The organism is Tautonia plasticadhaerens, from assembly GCF_007752535.1.
Lineage (GTDB): Bacteria > Planctomycetota > Planctomycetia > Isosphaerales > Isosphaeraceae > Tautonia > Tautonia plasticadhaerens.
The window spans coordinates 4,774,316-4,792,941 of the sequence record NZ_CP036426.1 but is presented as its reverse complement, the minus strand read 5'-3'; the positions used below and the strand labels follow the sequence as shown (position 1 = coordinate 4,792,941).

Here is an 18,626-nt window from a genome sequence, read left to right as displayed (position 1 = left end):
TCATGGACGCGCTGGTGGCCGCCTTGACGATCTTCGTGCTCGCCCTGTTCGTGGGGTTCGAGGTCATCACGAAGGTCCCGCCGACGTTGCACACCCCCCTGATGTCGGGCTCGAACGCGATCTCGGGCATCACGCTGGTGGGGGCGCTCCTCTCGTCGGGGACGCAGTACTCGACGCTGTCGACCGTGCTGGGCACCCTGGCGGTGGTCCTGGCGACGATCAACGTGGTGGGGGGCTTCCTGGTCACCCACCGCATCCTGGGCATGTTCCGACGGAAGTCCTGAACCGTGACAACCTCGCTGATCAACCTGGCCTACCTCGTCGCCTCGGCGCTGTTCATCCTCGGCCTGAAGGGCCTGAGCCACCCGAGGACGGCCGTGCGGGGGAACCTGCTGGGCGCCTCGGGCATGCTGATCGCCGTGGTGGTGACGCTGCTGGACCGGCAGATCGTCGGCTACGGCGGGATCCTCGGCGGGATCCTCGTCGGCTCGGCGATCGGGGCCGTGCTGGCGCAGCGGATCCCGATGACGGCGATGCCGCAGATGGTGGCCCTGCTCAACGGCCTGGGGGGGATCGCCTCGGTCCTCGTCGCCGGGGCGGCGCTGATCGAGGCAGTGGGGATCACCGAGCGGCCGGTGACGGCCCAGCTCACGATCGCCACCGCGGTCTCGGGCCTGATCGGCGCCGTCACCTTCTGGGGGAGCCTGGTGGCCTTCGGCAAGCTCCAGGACCTGATCTCGGGCAACCCGGTGCTGCTGCCCGGCCGCCACGCGATCAACGCGGCCCTGCTGGTGGCGTCGATCGCCCTGGCGGCGGGCGTGGCGATGCGGCCGGACGTGCCGCTGTTCTACTGGGGCCTGGTGCTCGTGGCGTCGGCGCTGGGGATCCTGGCGGTGATCCCGATCGGCGGGGCCGACATGCCGGTGGTGATCTCGCTGTTGAACTCGTACTCGGGCCTGGCGGCCTGTGCCACCGGGTTCGTGCTCGACAACACGATGCTGATCATCGCCGGGTCGCTGGTGGGCGCCTCCGGGATCATCCTGACCCGGATCATGTGCGACGCGATGAACCGGTCGCTCGCCAACGTCCTGTTCGGCGGGCTCGGCGCGGCGGTGACGGCCCCCGGGGGAGGGAAGGGGGACGACATTTACGCCGGCCGGGTGAAGTCGGCCGACCCGGAGGAGATCGCCATGCTGCTGGACATCGCCCAGCGGGTGATGATCGTCCCCGGCTACGGACTGGCGGTGAGCCAGGCGCAACACTCGGTGAAGACCCTGGCCGAGCTGCTGGAGAAGCGGGGCGTCCAGGTCGACTTCGCCATCCACCCCGTCGCCGGCCGGATGCCCGGACACATGAACGTCCTGCTCGCCGAGGCCGACATCCCCTATGAGAAGCTGCTGACGATGGAGGAAGCCAACCCCCAGTTCGAGCAGACCGACGTGGTGATCGTCATCGGCGCCAACGACGTGGTGAACCCCGTCGCCCGCACCGACCCGAGCAGCCCGATCGCCGGCATGCCGATCCTCGACGTGGACAGGGCCCGCACCGTGGTCGTCGTCAAGCGTTCCCTCTCCCCAGGCTTCGCCGGCATCCCCAACCCGCTGTTCGCCGCCGACAACACGCTGATGTACTTCGCCGACGGCAAGAAGGCGCTGGTGGATCTGATCGCGGCGCTGGAGCATTGATCCGGGAGACGGAGCCAGCTATCCGGACATCCCTCCTGGCCCCTCCACGCCGAGTTTGGCCCGCAGCTCCGGGGTCAAGGTTGTCGGGATGGAGAGCCGTCGCCTGCACCCGGGGCACCGGGCGGGGGGCGGCTGGCGCTCCGTGCCGAACGGGATGCGGGCCTTGCATTGGGGGCAGACGTACATCGGTTGCCCGGCCCCGGAGTCGAGGGCTGTCTCGGCTCGCTCTACGACCGTGACGCACGCGCCCTCGGCGTGCGGCTCGAAGCGCAGGAGACAGCCACAATGAGGGCAAGGTGCGTCCCCGAACGGCTGGGATGGCTCCATCACGATCGCTTTCCCGCAGACCGGGCAGTTGTTGGGCTGTCCTTCGGGAGTCCGTGACGAGATCACCATGCATCGCCTTGCAATGCGGACTATGACGGAATCCAGGAATTATGGAGTCATTGGTCGGTCGGAAACACGGGGCTGACATGTGAGAGCCGCCCAAGCGATCCGGCCTCAATGCCCCGGGCCGAAGAAGACGGTGTTGCGGAAGAGGCGCTGAGTGAGGGGGGAGAGGGCTCGGTAGTTGGGGTCGTCGGTGAAGCCGATGACGTGGCCCTGGCCGATGGAGCGGTAGAGGACCAGCGGGGATCGGCCGATCGCCTCCAGGGTATCGGGCCAGCAGAAGCCGCTGGCGGGCTCGTCCTGCTCGTCGAAGGTGACGAGGTTGCGGCCCTCGGTGGGGTCGAGGGGGTCGACGATCAGGCCGGTCTGGGTCAGCAGTTCGACCGAAGGGGGCAGGCCGGCCGTGACCCAGTGGTCGTCGTAGACGGTCGCCCGCAAGATCGCCCCGGGGACCGGGCGGGGGGACTGCTTCGGCGCGTCGGCGTCTTCGGAATCGGCCTCGTCCTCCTCGCCCTCGCCTTCCTGGCCTTCAGCCTGGTCAGAGGCAAGGCCCTCGCCGGGGACGGGGCCGACGGGGACCTCCCGACGCTCGGTCGGCATCAGGCCGATTTCCTCGCCGATCGCCCAGCGGAGGGCGCCGTCGACCAGGATCAGGGTGCCGCCGTCGGAGACCCAGCGGCGGAGCTTCGCGGCGGCGTCGGCGTCGAAGCCGGACTCGTCGCCGTAGCTCCCGTCGGGGAGGATCAGGACGTTGTAGTCGCCCAGGTCGAGCGGGCCGGCGACCGAGGGGGCGGCCACCCGGGTCGTGGGGTAGGACCACTCCCGGTCGAACAGGAACCAGGTGTGCCCGGCGAAGGGGCTGACCGGCTCCTCGAAGGCGAGCAGGACCTTCGGCGGCTCGACCCAGGCGACGTTCGGGCCGCCGAGGCCGACGCCCTCGTCGACGAAGCTGGTGTCGATGGCGGTGATCGTCAGGCCGAACTCCTCGGCAGTCTTGCGGACGGCGTCGTGCAGCGAGTCGGGGTTCTGGGCCGTGCGGAGCAGCAGCGTGCCGCGGCCGAAGGAAGTGCCGTCGATCGTGAACGGGCGGTCGACGACGTGGACGCGGTAGGCCGATCGGAGCCAGGAGGAGAGGGCGTCGAGCGCCGCCTCGTCCTCGGCCGGGACGAGGTAGCCGACGGTCGGCCGATCGGGGCCCTCGACCGAGCCCCCGGGCCGGCCGCCGTCCTCGCCGATCGGCTCCGAGTCCGGCTCCTCGACCGGGGTGCCCCGAAGGGCGTCGATGCCGAAGGTCCGGGGCAGGGACCAGGCGGTCACGTCGTAGATCTCGTCGCCCAGCAGGCGGGCCTTGCGGTCGAGCTGCCGGGCGATGAAGTCGTCCCCCATCTCCTGGCGATCGGCCAGCAAGGTCTCGGCGAGGCGTCCCGCCGGCTGTGCCGCCGGGACGTAATAGGCCCCCTCGGGCGCGACCTGCTCGACGGCGGCACCGCCCTCCAGCGTGACCGGGGCGGCCAGGCGGCGGACCTCGATGCCGTTGGCGACGAGCAGGGCGGCCAGCTCGGCGGCGCGATTCGGGGTCTTCCCGGGCAGGAGGAAGACGTCGGGCGTCTCGCCGGATTCGCCGCGTTCGATCGCCTCCTGTCTGCCCTCGAAGAAGGTGCGGAGCAGGTCGGATCGGCCCTCGGCGGCGGCGGCGATCGTCGCCAGGCTGCTGACGTAGTGGTGGCGGACGGCGTCGTGGTAATGCAGGGCCGTCTCGTCCTCCAGGTCGACCACCAGGCCCCGGACGCCCGACTGCTCCCAGAGCAGGCCGATGCCGCCCTGCATCATCGGCCAGGTGGAGCCGTAGCCGGGGTAGAAGGCGTCGTAGACCTCACGGGTGGTGTAGGCGAAGCCGAAGCGGTCGAACTGCCCCGCCTGGCGTCGGCCGATCCGGGTCGCCCAGTCGTTTTGGCGGTCGGTGATCTGGGGATTGAAGGGGTCGGAGGCGGGATCGAAGTAATAGTTGTTGTTCGCGCCCATCTCATGGGCATCCACGTAGATCTGCGGCTGCCAGTCGAGGTACGCCGCCACCTTCGCCTTCGTCTCGGGCTGGGACTGGAGGTACCAGTCCCGGTTCATGTCGAACAGGTAGTGGTTGTAGCGGCCCCCGGGCCAGGGCTCGGCCCGCTCGGTGGCCCGGGGGGCTGACTGCGGGAATGCCCCCCGGGCCCTCCGGTGGGCATCGACGAAGCGGTCCCGGCCGTCGGGGTTCTGCAGCGGGTCGATGACGACGATCACGTCATCGAGCCATCGCGTCGTCTCGTCGCGCCGGTCGGCCAGCAGCGTATAGGCCGTGACCAGGGCCGCGTCGCTGGACGACGACTCGTTGCCGTGGACCGAGTAGGCCAGCCAGGCGACGGCCGGTGCCTCCTCGATCAGCCGTTCGGCCTCGCCCTCGCCCAGAGATCGGGGGTCGGCCAGCCGGAGATTCTCGGCGCGGGCCTCGTCGAGCCGGGCCATCGTCCCGGCCGAGGAGATCGCGACGTAGACGAGATCCCGGCCCTCGACCGTCCGGCCGTAGCGGACCAGCTTCGAGCGGTCGGGGGCCGACGCGACGAGGGCTTCCAGGTAGCGGAGGATCTCGGCGTGGCTGGAGACGTCCTCGCCCCAGGAGTGGCCGACGACCCCTTCCAGGGTCGGGATGGCCGGGTCGGCCTCGATCTCCGGCATCGGCAGCAGCCAGTCCGGAGCCCCGCGATCCTGCCCCCCGGCCCTGCCCCCGATCGCCAGGACGACGACCAGCGCGACCCACGAACGACCCGCCGCTCGACGCCGACCCGACGCTCGATTTCCCGACACGAGGCGACCTCCCCGAAATCCCGGCTCACCGACCGACCGCGTCCGGCCCGGCCATCGGCGGCCCGATCCGTTATCCGGGGCCACACCTCCCGCGTCAAGCGGCCGAGGGGACGTCGGCCCCGGGAGTCCCCGGCAGGCACGCCGCCCGATCGACCATGTCGCCCGAGGCGGCGACCCGGGCGATCCCCGCCGTGAGCGGGACGAGCCTCGGCGACGCCCCCCCGGGGCGCCCTCCCGCCCCGCCGAGGCCAGGGCAGGGGGGCCTGCGGCGCCGGAGGCCCCCGACTGACCGACGACCCCCGCGTGTCAGTGGCCGCTACCGGCCTGCTGGAGCTTCCGCATCACCTCGTCGAGGTTGAAGCTGGCGGCCTTCTGGCGGGGCGGGTACTCGACGAAGGTCTCCAGGAACTTGCCCACGTACTCCTGGGCCGGGACCAGCATGAAGACGTGGTCGATCAGCCAGTCGTAATAGGTGTTCGAGGTGACGTCGGCCCGCTCGTAGGGGTCGGTCCGGAGATTGAAGACCTTGGGGACCCGCAGCGTGACGAACGGCTCCGCCCAGATCCGGAGGGTCCCCTGGACCCGCTGCTCGAGGAAGACGAACTTCCAGTTGTCGTAGCGCAGCCCGGTGAGCTGCTGGTCGTCGTTGCAGTAGAGGAACGAGTCGCGGGGAGACTCCTCGGCTTCCCCGGTCAGATACGGGAGCAGGTTGTAGCCGTCGAGGTGGACCTTGTAGGTCGTGTCGCCGACCGGGAAGCCCTGCAGGAGCTTCTCGGAGACGTCCGGTTCGCCGGCCATCGCCGCCAGGGTCGGCAGCCAGTCGAGGTGCGAGACGATCTCGTTGGAGACCGAGCCCGGCTCGATCCTGCCCGGCCATCGGACCATCGCCGGGACGCGATAGGCGCCCTCCCAGTTCGAGTTCTTCTCGTTGCGGAAGGGGGTCATGGCCCCGTCGGGCCAGGTGTTCATGTGCGGACCATTGTCGGTGCTGTACATCACGAACGTGTCGTCGGCGATGCCGAGCCGGTCGAGGGCGTCGAGCACGGTGCCGACGTTCTCATCGTGGTCGATCATCACGTCGTGGTATACGCTCTGCCAGCGGCCGGCCTGGCCGACGCTCTCGGGCTTCGGGTGGGTCCGCAAGTGCATGTGGGTGAAGTTGACCCAGACGAAGAAGGGCTCGTCGGCCCCGGCCTTGCGCTCGATGAAGTCGACGGCCCGGGCGGCGATGTCGTCGTCGATGGTCTCCATCCGCTCCTTCGTCAGCGGGCCGGTGTCCTCGATGACCTGCTTGCCCACGCGGCCGAACCGGGGGTCGACGGTCGGGTCGTCCTCGTCGGTGGCCTTGGCGTCGAGCACGCCCCGGGGGCCGTACCTCGCGCGGAAGGCGGGGTCCTTCGGATAGTCGGGGAGTTCCGGCTCCTCCTCGGCGTTGAGGTGGTAGAGGTTGCCGTAGAACTCGTCGAAGCCGTGGACGGTGGGGAGGTAGGGGTTGCGGTCCCCCAGGTGGTTCTTGCCGATCTGGCCGGTCGCGTAGCCGAGGCTCTTGAGCACGGTGGCGATGGTCGGATCCTCGGCCTGGAGGCCGGCCTCGGCCCCGGGCAGGCCGACCTTGGTCAGGCCCGTCCGCATGCCGTGCTGGCCGGTGATGAACGAGGCCCGCCCGGCGGTGCAGCTCTGCTCGCCGTAATAATCGGTGAAGAGCATCCCCTCCCGGGCGATCCGGTCGATGTTCGGCGTGCGGTATCCCATCAGCCCCCGAGTATAGGCGCTGACGTTCGACTGGCCGATGTCGTCTCCCCAGATGATGACGATATTCGGTTTCGATTCCTGGGCGATGGTCGGGGTCCCGACGAGGGCCCCGAGTAGGAAGATCGCGGTGGACACGACGTTCGCATGCATCATAACACGATGCTCCGTCGAAAGAAGTTGGGGATCGCGAGCTGACGGCCAGGCGGATCCGGCGTCGTGGGACTCATCCTCGATGAGGCTCGGCAAGACGATCGAGTCGGCCCGATTGCCGCACCCGTTTCGCCGCGATCGAGGTGGAATCGGGACCGATGGGGGCGAACTGCGAGGCGGATTCGCCGGAGCTAACGAGGATAAGCCCGACTCGCCCGGCTCGATAGGAGGAATCGCGGGAGATGGCGAATTCCTCCCGATTTCGCACGATGGGCAGCCCGGTCCCCGGGGCGAACGGCGGGAGGCCGGCCCCAGCCCCCCGGATCAGGCCGCCTCGGGCTCCACCTTCGCCCAGGTCGGTGCGAGGAGAACGGAAAGACGTCGCCGGGATGGCCCTTGACGACGTCTGATGGAGGCCCCCCCAGGAGTCGAACCTGCGCCCTGGAGGGGATCTGCCTGGGATCACGACATTACCCGATCACTGGATCACGACATTACTGCCGGGGCCGCCGTCGAGGACGTCCAGTCCCAGGCCGCCGATCAGGACGTCATCGCCGTCGCCGCCGATTAGCACGTCATTGCCGTCGCCGCCGATCAGGACGTCGTCGCCGTCGCCGCCGTCGGCCGTGAGCTGGATGGCGCCGACGGCCAGGCCCGAGGCCTCGATCACGTCGTCGCCGGCCAGGGCGTTGACCACCAGCCGGTCGTTGGACGCCTCGGCGCCGGTGATGTTCACCCGGGCCGAGAGGCCGAGGACGGACACCCCGGCGGCATCCCCGGTCACCAGGACGACGTCGTCGCCGTTGGTGCCGGCGACGATGACGGTGTCGGCCTGGGTGTCGCCCGCCCCGGACGCGGCCGCCAGGTTCAGGTTGAAGTCGACGACGTCGGTGCCGGAGAGATCGTTGACCACGACGGTGTCGGCCCCGCCCAGGGCGTTGAAGTCGATGCCCTCGACGTCGTCGAGGTCCATCGTCACGTTGGCCACGTCGCGGGTGAAGCGGACGCGCCCGCCGTTGGCAGAGATGTTGATGTTCTCGGCGGCGTTGGAGCCGTTGAAGCGCATCGTGTCGAGGCCTGCCTGGCCCTCGACGGTGTCGCTGTCGTCGCCCGGGTTCCAGACGAAGGTGTCGTCGCCGGCGCCCAGCAGGGCGAGGTCGTCGCCGTCCCCGCCGTTGACGAGGTCGTCGCCCTCGCTGCCGAGGAGCACGTCGTCCCCGAGGCCGCCGTTCATCGCCAGCTGGATGCCGTCGGCCTCCAGCGAGGTGGCGTCGATGACGTCGTCCCCGCCCAGGGCGTTGAGCGTCAAGCGGTCATCGGCCTGTTCCTGGTGGAAGACGTTCACCCGGGCCTGGAGGCCGAAGACGGCGATCCCGCCGGCGTCGCCCGAGGCGCCGAAGACGTCGGCGCCCTGGGTGGCGTTGACGGTGACCGCGTCGGCCGCGCCGTCGCCTCCGCCGTCGGGCCCCCGCAGGTCCAGGTCGACCCGCGTCACGTCCGTGCCGCTCAGGTCGCCGACGACGATGTTGTCGGCGCCGCCGAGGGCGCGGATCTCGATCCCCTCGACGTCGTCGAGGTCCATGGTAATGTTGCCCACGTTGCGGAAGAGGAGGGCCCGCCCGCCGTTGGCCAGGAGGTCGATGTTCTCGCTGGCATTCGAGCCGAAGAACAGCAGGGAGTCGGTGCCGGCCTGGCCCTCGACGACGTCGCTGCCGTCGCCGGGATCCCACTGGAAGACGTCGTCGCCGACGCCGAGTAGGGCCACGTCGTTGCCGTTGTCGCCGAAGACGAAGTCGTCGTCGTCGCCCCCGAGGAGGACGTCGGCGCCCTGCGAGCCGAGGAGCACGTCATCGCCGGATCCGCCGTCCAAGATGAGCCTGATGACGCCGGCGGGCAGCGTGGTCGCCGTCACCCCGTCTTCACCGCCCGAGGCGTTGATGACGAGCGAGTCGTTGGCCCCCTCGGAATTGGCGACGTTCACGACCGCCGGCAGCCCGACCACCGCGACCGAGCTGCCCGCGCCGAAGATGTCGATGACGTCGTCGCCGTTGGTGCCGTTGACGATGACGACATCCGCCTGCCCGTCGCCGGCCGTCCCGCCGATCGTCCCGGCCAGGTCCACGTTGACCTCGACGAGGTCGGTGCCGGACAGGTCGTTGACGACGGTCGTGTCGGCGTTGCCCAGCGTGTTGAGGTCGATCGCCTCGACGTCGTCGAGGTCCATCACGATGTTGCCGAGGTTGCGGGTGAACAGCACCCGCCCGCCGTTGGCCGAGGCCTGGAAGATCTCGGCTCCGGCCGAGCCGTTGAAGCGCATCGTGTCGGTACCGCCCTGGCCCTCGACGACGTCGCTGCCGTCGCCGGGATCCCACTGGAAGACGTCGTCGCCGGCGCCGAGCAGGGCCACGTCGTTGCCCTGCTGGCCGTCGACGAAGTCGTCGCCGGCGCCTCCCAGCAGCAGGTCGGCACCGTTGCTGCCCAGGATGGTGTCGTCGCCGGCCCCGCCGTCGACGGTGATCCGGATCAGGGCGGCGAGGTTGCCCGTGGCCGAGACGCTGTCGTTGCCGCCGTTCGCGTTGAGGACGAGGTTCTCCGAGGTGCCGATGTCGATGGCGAAGGGGGCCGGGTCGAGGCGGTCGAAGCGGACGCGGGTCCCGTTGGCGGTGACGGTGAAGACCTCGGCGCCGCCGCCGCCGTTGACCTCGACGGTGTCGACGCCGCCGCCGCCCTCGTTGAGGTCGGTGTCGTCGCCGGGGTTCCAGACCATGCGGTCGTCGCCCGACTCGCCGAAGACCTGGTCGTCGCCGTCGCCGCCGGTCAGGACGTCGTCCTCGGAGCCGCCGAAGAGGAAGTCGGCGCCGCCCCGGCCCAGCAGCGTGTCGTTGCCCGACTGGCCGAAGAGCAGGTCGCCGCCCGAGCCGCCGGTGAGGACGTCGTTGCCGGTACCGCCGAAGAGATTGGCCCGGGGTAGCGCGCCGCCGGCCTCGTTGAGCGCGATGGCGTCGTTCCCGCCCTGGCCGAAGACCTGGATCAGCGCCGTGTTGGCGACGGTGGGCGTGCCGCCCGTGATCGCCACGGCGCCCCCGTTGACCAGGATGTTGCCCGCCGCGTTGCGGCCGAGCGCGATCGAATTGTCCAGCACGTCGCCGAAGACCGTCAGCACCCCGGCGGTCGGCGAGAAGCTCGCGACGACCGCCGGGGTGATGCGGATCTCCAGCGGCTCCGCCCCGACGAGCCGGAGCGCGGCCCGGGCCGGTCGCGGCCGACGACGAAGGGACTCACGACGCCCGAGCAGGATGCGAGACATGTCCCTTAACACGATGAGTCTCCTCGAAGTTGATGGAACCGCCAGGCGGGCCCCCGGTCATCGCCGAGGCCGCGCAGACCTCTCACGGGCCCTCCGCGAACGTCCGGGGAGGGCATGGCTCGCCTCGATCGGCGCGGCACGGGGACCGACCGGGCCAGGAGCCCGGATCATCTCGATGCGCACCCCGATCCCGCCGGCCGGGCCGATCGCAGGGATCAATTCATCGACACGGGGCACCCGAGCCGCCCGATCGCGGCTCGTTCCCGACCCACGGGCCCGGCTCCGCGCCGATGATTATTGAAGAGATCGCATTGCATGCCGCTCAGGCGACTCCTCCGCGATCCCCGGGACCGGACCTGCGCCTCCTCCGACCCGGGAGACAGGCCGGGGCAAAATCCCTCGAATGCTCATGGTCGTGGATGACTGCCTCACGACGCGGAGGCGCGAGGCGCGGCGTTGGGGCGCAAGCGGCTGGAAGCGGGGCGGCGGCGGCGCTGGATTTCAGATGGATCGCGAGCCACCCCCGGCCGAGATGACCATAAGGTCCATTATCAGACATTCGATCCCGGGCTCCGGGATAACTCCATCAAGGGTGAACCCGTCCTCGGCGGGAGGATTCCTCGGCTTTCTGTCCCGGGGTTGGGGTGGCCATAATGGGGCGCCGGCCCCGGATCGACCGGGGCCCGACCCGGACCTCGTCGGACCGATCATGAGCAGCATCCCCGAACTGACCGTCGCCGAGCAGGCCGCCCGGGCCGCCGGGACCGTGCTGGCCCGATGCTTCGAACGGGGCGTCGCCCATCGCTCCAAGGACGTCGGCAACCTCGTCACCGACGCCGACCTGGAGGCCGAGCATGCCATCGTCGCCGTGCTCCGGGAGGCGTATCCCGGGCACTCCATCCTCGGCGAGGAGGAGGCGAAGCACGGCGACCTCGACGCCGAGCACCTCTGGGTCGTCGACCCGCTCGACGGCACGAACAACTTCGCCCATCGCCTGGATCACTTCGCCGTCTCGGTCGCCTACTACCGGGGGGGGCGGGCCGAGTGCGGCGTCGTCCTCAGCCCGATCCGGGGGGACCTGTTCACCGCGGTCCGGGGCGTCGGGGCCTTCCGCAACGGCGAGCCGGCCCGGGTCGCACCCCACGAGACGCTCGACCAGGCGATGGTCGGCGTCGGCTTCTACTACGACCGGGGCGAGATGATGGAGGCCACCCTCCGGTCCGTCTCCGGGTTGTTCCGCCGCAACATCCACGGCATCCGACGCTTCGGCACGGCCGCCCTGGACCTGTGCATGGTCGGCTGCGGCCAGTTCGGCGCCTTCTTCGAATACCAGCTCTCGCCCTGGGACTTCGCCGCCGGGCGGTTGTTCGTCGAGGAGGCCGGCGGCCGGGTCACCGACTGCCTCGGCCGAGACCTCCCGCTGGCCGTCACCAGCGTGCTCGCCTCGAACGGGACGCTGCACGAGGAGGTCCTGGCCGTCGTCCGGGAGCACCTCCCCGACGATCGCAAGGGGTGACGCCCGACCGGCGATCGACCGGGCCGCCCCCCCTGCCCTGCCCCGTGGTCATTCGCGCCGGAGCACGCCCCGGCGGAACCGGTTCCCCTCGATCGTGTCCCAGGTCTCCCGCCGGAGGCTCGCGCCCGGGACCCGGGAGGCCGAGGGGAGGTCGAGGGCGACCGGGTCCGAGGGGCCGCCCCCCGGCTCGTCCCGCCGAGGGGTGCCCGACGCGTCCTCGACCCGGGCGACCTCGCGGTCGCTCCTCGGCAGGACCAGCGCCCCCGGGGCGTCCATAGCCATCGAGGGCGGGGGGATCGGCGGCGGGGTCGATGCCGAGGAGGCCGAGGAGGCGTCGGCCAGCACGGGGCCGGGCTGCGAGGCCAGGTCGAACAGGTCGACGAACTGGTACCCGTCCTTCGGCGGCTTCTCGAACGAGGTCAGCGCGGCGAAGTCGTCCGACGGGTTCGGCTCGATGCCGACCAGGGTCATGCGAAGCTCGGCGACCTCGGGGATCGTCAGGCGGACGAACCGGGGGATCTGGATCGTCTCCGGCGGATTCACCCCGTCGGACGGGCCGACCGGCAGGGAGACGGGCTGCTCGACCCGGGCCTGGGCGACGAGTTCCTTGCGGCCCTCGGAATAGAGCCGGTGCTCGACGATCCGCTGCTCGGCCACGTTCAGGACCGACTCCTTGACCATCTTCACGCCGTTGGGGAGGGTTCGGTCCTCGACGATCGTCAGCGTCGCGTCCGACTCCCCCCGCTCGATCGAGGCGTCGGCGGCGATCGGCTCCAGGCCGAGCACCTCGAAGATCCAGCCGGGCCGGACCGACGCGAGGAACGGGTCGGCCAGGCCCTCGGCCTGCGCGTAGCTGCCGATGATCATCTCGTGGGCCAGGTCGTTGGCGAACCAGAACTCCCGGTCGTTGGAGCCGATGTCCGCGACCGACATGCCCAGCGGCTTCTTCAGGAGGATCCGCAGGTTCCTCGGCCGCTCCATCACCAGCACGCCCTCGGCCGTGCCGCCGACGAACATCGACCGGCTCCGGCCGTTCTGGTCGGTGAAGGTGTCGACCTGGATCTTCAGGTCGGTCACCTTGAGCGCCTCGACCAGCCCCGCCCGACGGTCGTGCTCCAGCGCGACGCGGCGGGCGAGTTCGGCCGGGTCCGGCTGCTCGGGCTTCGGCGGGGCCTGGGCGACCTCTCGCCGGAGGAGATTCCCCTGGAACGAGCGGCATCCCGGGCCCGCCGAGGCGGCGAGCAGCAGGACGAGCGAAATCGCTGCGGTTGATCGGGACATGAGGCCCTACCGGCGGTTCGAGGAGCCGAGTCGGGATCGCTCGCTTCGCCTCGGTCGGAATCGGTTGCCGAGCGTCGCCGCGGCCGAGGGGTGAGTCCGCCAGGATGGGGTGGGCGAGGACGCGGGGCGCGATCGCTGAGGGGAAACGGACGGATCACACCACAATCTTCCCACCCGGGCAACCCGAACCAAGCCCGGACCCCCCGGAAGTCCGGCCGGACCTGCCGCGATCGCGGCCTGTGACGGTCGCCCGGCCGCGGGCCCCGTCGCGATCCGATCCGAGCCGAGGGCCCGGGGGCGGATCCCCCTCCCGGCCGCCCGGATGGGGGGGTCGTCGGGGGGAATGCGGCGCGGCCGGCCCCTCCCCGCGAGCGGGGAAGGGCCGGCCGCTTCCCGGGGGCCCGTCCCGTCGCCCGGGCCGATCGGCGTCGATCGTGCCCGACATCGCGAGGGGACCCTCGGGCCCGTCGGGCGGATTCAGGCCGACTGGAGGGCGGGCTGCCGGGTCCGCCGGGGCCGCCCGGCGGCCGACGGGCGGCGGGCGGCCGGCGCGGTCGGCGGCGTCACGTCGTCGAGCTTGCGGACGGCCCGGACCTCGATCTTGCGGACCCACTCCCGGGTGACCCCCAGGCGTCGGCCGATCTCCTTGAGCGTCATCGGCTCGCGGCCCTCGAGGCCGAAGCGGAGCGTGAGGATGGTCCGCTCCCGGTCGTCGAGCCGTTCGAGCCGCCGCAGCAGGTCCCGGCGGTCGTCGTCGACTTCCATCGACATCCCGGGGGCCTCGTGCGGGGCGGCGGCCTCGTCCAGGGCGCCGCCCTCGTCGGCCTCCCCCCCGCTGCCCGGCATCAGCCGGCAGGCGAGCAGGGCCTGCTCGACCATCCGACGCTTGGCCTCGGAGAGCCCGAGCGAGACGGCCAGGTGCTCGAAGCTCGGCGCGTGGCCGAACTCCCGGAGGTACGCCCGCTCGGCCCGTCGCCACTTGGTCAGGAGCCCGACCATGTGGGCCGGCAGGCGGATGGTGGCGGTGGTGGTGATCAGGGCGTGCCGGATCGCCTGCTTGATCCAGTGGCTCGCATAGGTGCTGAATCGGGTGCCGAAGCGGGGGTCGAACTCCATCGCCGCCCGGATCAGGCCGAGGTTCCCCTCCCCCACGAGGTCCTCCAGGGCCAGGCCCCGGCCCTCGAAGTCGCGGGCCACCTTGACCACCAGCCTCAGGTTCGCCCGGATCAGCCGGGATCGGGCGTCCTCGTCGCCGGCCTTCACGCCCCGGGCCAGCTCGACCTCCTCGTCGGCCGTCAGCAGGTCGTGGTCGCGGATCTCGCGGAGGTAGTCCCCCAAGGGGCTCGTGGTCGTCCGCTCCCTGGTGCAGCACCGTACCATCGATGGATGCTCCTCGTTGGTGTTCGGCCCGAGGCCTCATCGCCCGGGCCGAGCGCCCGTTGGCGTTCCCTGAGGCCGCCGACCCGCCCGTCCTGTCGGGGTCGCCCGGCCTCGATCGGTCTCGCGGGGGGCAGCCCCCCGCCCCACTCCACCGCCCCGTCCATGGCCTAACAAAGAAAGCTGCTCGTCATGAATCCCGCCGGATCGGGGCATCGTCCGTCGGTCATGACTGGGGGGTTGCGATCCGCCTGGGCGAGCGGACAAGAAAAAACGAAACGGCGAAATCCGTGGTTTCCCCGGGGAATCGGGCCGGATCGGCGGAATGCGTCGCCGGGGCGTCCGGGCGGGGGGTGGGTGTATGGGGATGGGATTCCGGAAAAGTGAGTGTTATTTAGGGGTGAACTTCGGAGGGCGATGGGGTAATCTTAGAGATGCGGGTTCCTGCGTCGGGGCGGACGAGCGATCGCCCCGGCGTCCCGGCCGGTCTCCCCTTCGGCTCCGGCCCCCCAGGGATTCGGCGAGACGTCGACGTCTCGCCGGGGGGCGAGGCGATCGGCCGTCATCCCCGGGGCGAAGGCACGATGAACGAGACTTCCTTCTCCGAGCTCGTCTCCCGGGCCAAGTCGGGGGACGACCAGGCGATCGGCACGCTCCTGGCCGAGTTCGAGGCCGACGTCCGGCTGGCCGTCCGGCGGCAACTGCCCCGGGTGCTCCGGTCGCAGTTCGATTCGATGGACTTCGTCCAGCTCGTCTGGACCAGCGTCTTCGCCGGGGAGGGCGTCGACCCGACCCGGTTCGAGAACCGGCAGCACCTGCGCGCCTACCTCACCGGGGTCGCCTGGAACAAGGTCCACGAGGAGTACCGCCGCCGGACCAGGACCCTCAAGTACGACCTCGGCCGCGAGGAGCCGCTCTACGTCCGCCGGGGAGGCCTGGAGCAGCCCCGGGACGTCCCCTCCCACGACCCAACCCCCAGCCAGAACCTCCAGGAGATCGACCGCCTGGAGCAGATCACCGCCGGCTGCAGCGACAAGGAGGCCGAGGCCATCCGCCTGAGGGGCCAGGGCCTGACCTTCGAGGAGATCGCCGCCCGGGTCGGCCTGAGCGAGCGGACCGTCCGACGGCTCATCGACGACACCCGTCGTCGCATGGAGGAACGCCGATGGCGCTGATGCCCAGCCCCGGTCGCCTCCCCCGGATCCCCTCCCCGAATCCCCCCGGCGCCGAGCCCCCCACCGACGCCGAACGACTCCGCCTCTGGACCGGGTCCGGCTCGGCCGGCACCACCCCAGGAGACGGGACCGGAACCGCCCCGGCCCTCGGCTCCGTCTCCGGCCTGGAGGCGATACTCGAGGAGTTCACCCGGCGCTGGGACCTCGGCGAGGCCCCCCGGGCCGAGCAGTACCTCGACCGCCTGCCCGGCGGCGACCCCGACGGCCCGGTCGAGCTGATCTACCACGAGTACTGCCTGCGGGTCTCCTCCGGCGACCGGCCCTCCCCCGACGCCTTCGTCGGCCGGTTCCCCGCGCACCGCGACCGGCTGCTCCGCCTGATCGCCCTGCGGGAGGCCCTGCCCTCCTTCTCCCCCGGCTCGGCCGAGGAGCCCGCCCCCTTCAAGCCCGGGGACGTGGTCGGCTCCTTCCGGCTGCTCCGGGAGCTGGGCCGGGGCGGCTTCGCCCGCGTCTTCCTCGCCGCCGACACCGAGCTGGAGGACCGCCTGCTGGTGGTCAAGGTCGCCGGCCGGCCCTCGGCCGAGCACCGCTACCTCGCCCGGGCGCCGCACCCCCACATCGTCCCGATCCTCCGGGAGCGGACGACCGACGACGGCCTGCAGCTGATCTTCATGCCCTTCGTCGGCGGCGCCACGCTCGGCGAGGTGCTCGTCGAGTCCCGGATGCGTTCCCGACGCCCCGACCGGGGCGCCGACCTCCTGACCGACCTGGACCTCCGCTCCGCCCCCGAGTTCTCCGCCGGGACCTCGGCCCGCCCGGCCCGGGAGCTGATCTCGGGCCTCTCCTACGCGCAGGCCGTCTCCTGGGTCGTCGCCCGGCTGGCCGAGGCGCTCGACCACGCCTACCGGGCCGGGGTGACCCACGGCGACCTGAAGCCCTCCAACGTCCTGATCGGCGGCGACGGCCAGCCGATGCTGCTGGACTTCAACCTCTCGACCGACTGGCAGCCCGACGCCCCCCCCGGCTCCCCCTCCGGGGAGGCCGGCGGCACCCTCGCCTACATGGCCCCCGAGCGCCTCCGCGCCATCGCCGAGCCCGAGCTCGCCTCCCCCCCCGGCCGGGAGGCCCGCCACCGGGCCGACCTCTACGCCCTGGGCCTGATCCTCCGGGAGGCCCTCACCGGCCGCCCGCCGCTGGTGCCCTCGCCGACCGACGCCTCCCCCCGATCCGGCCGGGATCTCGCCGCCCGACTGGCCGCCGACCGCACCGCCGGCGACCCCGACTTCCGCCCGCTGCTGGCCTCCATCCCCCCCGGCCTCCGGGTCATCCTCCGCCGCTGCCTCGCCCCCGCCCCCTCCGAGCGCTACCCCCTCGCCTCCCACCTCGCCGACGACCTCGACCGCTGGCGCACCGGCCTCCCCCTCGCCCACGCCCACCCCCCCCGCTGGCTGGAACTCGCCCGCTGGGCCCGCCGCCGCCGCCGCCCGCTGCTGGCGGCGGCGTTGAGTGTTTTGCTGGGAGTGGCCGGTAGCGGCGCCGCCTCGGTCGTCCAGGGCCAGGCGGTATCCCTGGATCTTCAACGGCGAGCGAAGTCGCAATGGCAAAGCTCCCTCGTCGACGCCGTGGCCGAGTACAGGCCGCTCTTCCTCGATCGGGCTCCCGATGCGATCGACGATGCCGAGGCAATCCTCCGGGCGTATGGTCTCCTGGACGAGGATGGCCCATCGTTCTGGGATAATCCGGAGATCATCGAGCTCGAAGAGCCGGAGCGGTCGGACCTCCAGTGCCTGATCCTCCACCAGGCGCTAATCCTCGGAGTTGAGGCGACCACCCCCGACTACGACGTGTTTCCCGAGGAGCGTCGAAGAGCCCTCGCCGTCATCAATCGCCTGCGGGGCCGGTATTCAATTGCTCCCCTGGATCGGGTCGCGGCCTGTTTGCGTGAGCAACTCCGCGATCGCTCCCCTTCGCCAGCCTCGAAAGAACCGCCGCCACCCTGGTTGGAGTCCTATCTCTCCGGCTGCCTGACCGAGGCGCTCTGCATCGAGGGCGAAACCGGGATGAAGGTAGGCCGGGGCCCGAGCAGCTTCCAGCAGGCCATGTCGGATTATCGGCAGGCCTTGTCCCGTCGCCCGGAGCTGTATTACCCCCGATACCGGCTCGCTGCGGTCGCGGTCAGGATTGGCGACTTCTCGGTCGCCGACGAGGCGATCTCCCACTGCCTTGAGCGTCGCAGGGATTCCGCATTGCTCTGGCTAGGCCGGGGCGTTTCCAAATCATATCTCGGAGCGGTCGACTCCGCGATCGCTCACCTGAGACAGGCCATCGATCTCGCACCCCGCTGGGAAGTCCCCTACCGCAACATCGCCCTCTTGGGCGTCGAGAGGGGTCGACCCGACCTGATCAGGCAGGCGGTCCAACGGTATCGGCTACTCACCCGTTCAAGCGGGCCGGCCCGATGGCAAACCCTCTGTAATCAGCTCGAACTGATCGCCGGACAGCCCCTCCCCCCGGAGTTCCGCCCGGTCGCGACTCGGGGAGTCGACCCGATCCGCCTTGGTCTCGGCCTGGACGATCTCAATACCCGCTTCGCACTCGCCAACCAGGCCCAGATCGCCGGCGAGTACCAGTGGGCAATGGACGGATATTGCCTGATCATCCAGGAGCAACCTGCTAACCTGCGAGCCCGGTATAACCGCGCCGTCCTTCTTCAGCAGACCGGACGGATGAATGAGGCACACGAGGAATATCGATTCGTGGTGGATCACCCCGATTTCGACGCCTTCGTCCTCCAAGAGCCCAGCACTCTCGTTTCGACGGCCGTGCTCTCTGGCCAGGCGGCCCGGGAGGCAGATTACGACTCATCGATTTACCTTGCTGAGGAGGCGGCCCGTCTCGCAAATCGGACGGGGCACTATCTAGGGGAAGCCTCCTATGCGCTCGCCCGGGCTCACGCCGTAGCCTCCTCGGCCGATCCTTCCCACCTCGGCCCTGCGGTTGATGCGTTACTCCAGGCGGGGCGTCAGGATCCTGACTTCATCGGGAGCCGATTCGCGCGGGATCCGATGTTCGACGGCCGCCACGCAGAGTTCGCCGAACTACTGGGTGGACCGGAATCCTTCCTCCCCACCCCCGACGGTCGGTGAGCAGGC

Annotated in this window: 10 protein-coding genes; 5 read left to right on the top strand and 5 right to left on the bottom strand. The window is 70.8% G+C overall.

Annotation, left to right across the window (positions count from 1 at the left end):
* Positions 1 to 2: 2 nt before the first annotated feature.
* Both ElP_RS19260 and ElP_RS19255 read left to right on the top strand, forming a co-directional pair.
* Entirely contained in the window at positions 3 to 284 is a 282-nt protein-coding gene (locus ElP_RS19260; protein ID WP_145272040.1) for an NAD(P) transhydrogenase subunit alpha, read from the top strand.
* 3 nt (positions 285 to 287) lie between these two features.
* Entirely contained in the window at positions 288 to 1,685 is a 1,398-nt protein-coding gene (locus tag ElP_RS19255; protein WP_145272038.1) for an NAD(P)(+) transhydrogenase (Re/Si-specific) subunit beta, read from the top strand.
* A 501-nt stretch (positions 1,686 to 2,186) separates the two neighbouring features.
* Here ElP_RS19255 and ElP_RS19250 read toward each other — a convergent pair.
* The 3 genes from ElP_RS19250 to ElP_RS19240 all read right to left on the bottom strand — a co-directional run bounded on the left by ElP_RS19250 (position 2,187) and on the right by ElP_RS19240 (position 10,125).
* The gene (locus tag ElP_RS19250) at positions 2,187 to 4,916 is read right to left on the bottom strand and encodes a M14 family zinc carboxypeptidase (RefSeq protein WP_145272036.1); all 2,730 of its coding nucleotides are present in this window, start codon (positions 4,914 to 4,916) and stop codon (positions 2,187 to 2,189) included.
* 306 nt (positions 4,917 to 5,222) lie between these two features.
* Complete coding sequence (locus tag ElP_RS19245; RefSeq protein WP_145278550.1) at positions 5,223 to 6,818, bottom strand: arylsulfatase; 1,596 nt, start codon at positions 6,816 to 6,818, stop codon at positions 5,223 to 5,225.
* 478 nt (positions 6,819 to 7,296) lie between these two features.
* Positions 7,297 to 10,125 carry a calcium-binding protein gene (locus ElP_RS19240; RefSeq protein ID WP_145278548.1) on the bottom strand — a complete coding sequence of 943 codons (2,829 nt, stop codon included), beginning with the start codon at positions 10,123 to 10,125 and terminating at the stop codon, positions 7,297 to 7,299.
* A gap of 709 nt (positions 10,126 to 10,834) precedes the next feature.
* On the opposite strand from ElP_RS19240, the gene ElP_RS19235 reads away from it, so the two are divergent.
* On the top strand, positions 10,835 to 11,641 hold the full coding sequence (locus ElP_RS19235; protein ID WP_145272034.1) for an inositol monophosphatase family protein: 807 nt from the start codon (positions 10,835 to 10,837) through the stop codon (positions 11,639 to 11,641).
* Positions 11,642 to 11,689: 48 nt separating this feature from the next.
* Here ElP_RS19235 and ElP_RS19230 read toward each other — a convergent pair whose 3' ends face one another.
* Complete coding sequence (locus ElP_RS19230) at positions 11,690 to 12,922, bottom strand: hypothetical protein (RefSeq protein ID WP_145272033.1); 1,233 nt, start codon at positions 12,920 to 12,922, stop codon at positions 11,690 to 11,692.
* A 477-nt stretch (positions 12,923 to 13,399) separates the two neighbouring features.
* Positions 13,400 to 14,302, bottom strand: a complete 903-nt coding sequence (locus tag ElP_RS19225; RefSeq protein ID WP_145272031.1) for a sigma-70 family RNA polymerase sigma factor — start codon at positions 14,300 to 14,302, stop codon at positions 13,400 to 13,402.
* Positions 14,303 to 14,883: 581 nt separating this feature from the next.
* Between ElP_RS19225 and ElP_RS19220 the strand changes: the two genes are divergently transcribed.
* The gene (locus tag ElP_RS19220; RefSeq protein WP_145272029.1) at positions 14,884 to 15,474 is read left to right on the top strand and encodes an RNA polymerase sigma factor; all 591 of its coding nucleotides are present in this window, start codon (positions 14,884 to 14,886) and stop codon (positions 15,472 to 15,474) included.
* The gene (locus ElP_RS19215; RefSeq protein ID WP_145272027.1) at positions 15,465 to 18,620 is read left to right on the top strand and encodes a serine/threonine-protein kinase; all 3,156 of its coding nucleotides are present in this window, start codon (positions 15,465 to 15,467) and stop codon (positions 18,618 to 18,620) included. The genes ElP_RS19220 and ElP_RS19215 overlap by 10 nt, the downstream gene beginning before the upstream one ends.
* The last annotated feature ends 6 nt before the right edge of the window (positions 18,621 to 18,626 follow it).

Excerpts from the sequence above, each read along its gene's own strand:
- ElP_RS19260 (WP_145272040.1), top strand. The coding sequence starts at position 3 with ATGGACGCGCTGGTGGCCGCCTTGACGATCTTCGTGCTCGCCCTGTTC.
- ElP_RS19245 (WP_145278550.1), bottom strand. The coding sequence starts at position 6,818 with ATGCATGCGAACGTCGTGTCCACCGCGATCTTCCTACTCGGGGCCCTC.
- ElP_RS19240 (WP_145278548.1), bottom strand. The coding sequence starts at position 10,125 with ATGTCTCGCATCCTGCTCGGGCGTCGTGAGTCCCTTCGTCGTCGGCCG.
- ElP_RS19235 (WP_145272034.1), top strand. The coding sequence starts at position 10,835 with ATGAGCAGCATCCCCGAACTGACCGTCGCCGAGCAGGCCGCCCGGGCC.
- ElP_RS19230 (WP_145272033.1), bottom strand. The coding sequence starts at position 12,922 with ATGTCCCGATCAACCGCAGCGATTTCGCTCGTCCTGCTGCTCGCCGCC.
- ElP_RS19225 (WP_145272031.1), bottom strand. The coding sequence starts at position 14,302 with ATGGTACGGTGCTGCACCAGGGAGCGGACGACCACGAGCCCCTTGGGG.
- ElP_RS19220 (WP_145272029.1), top strand. The coding sequence starts at position 14,884 with ATGAACGAGACTTCCTTCTCCGAGCTCGTCTCCCGGGCCAAGTCGGGG.
- ElP_RS19215 (WP_145272027.1), top strand. The coding sequence starts at position 15,465 with ATGGCGCTGATGCCCAGCCCCGGTCGCCTCCCCCGGATCCCCTCCCCG.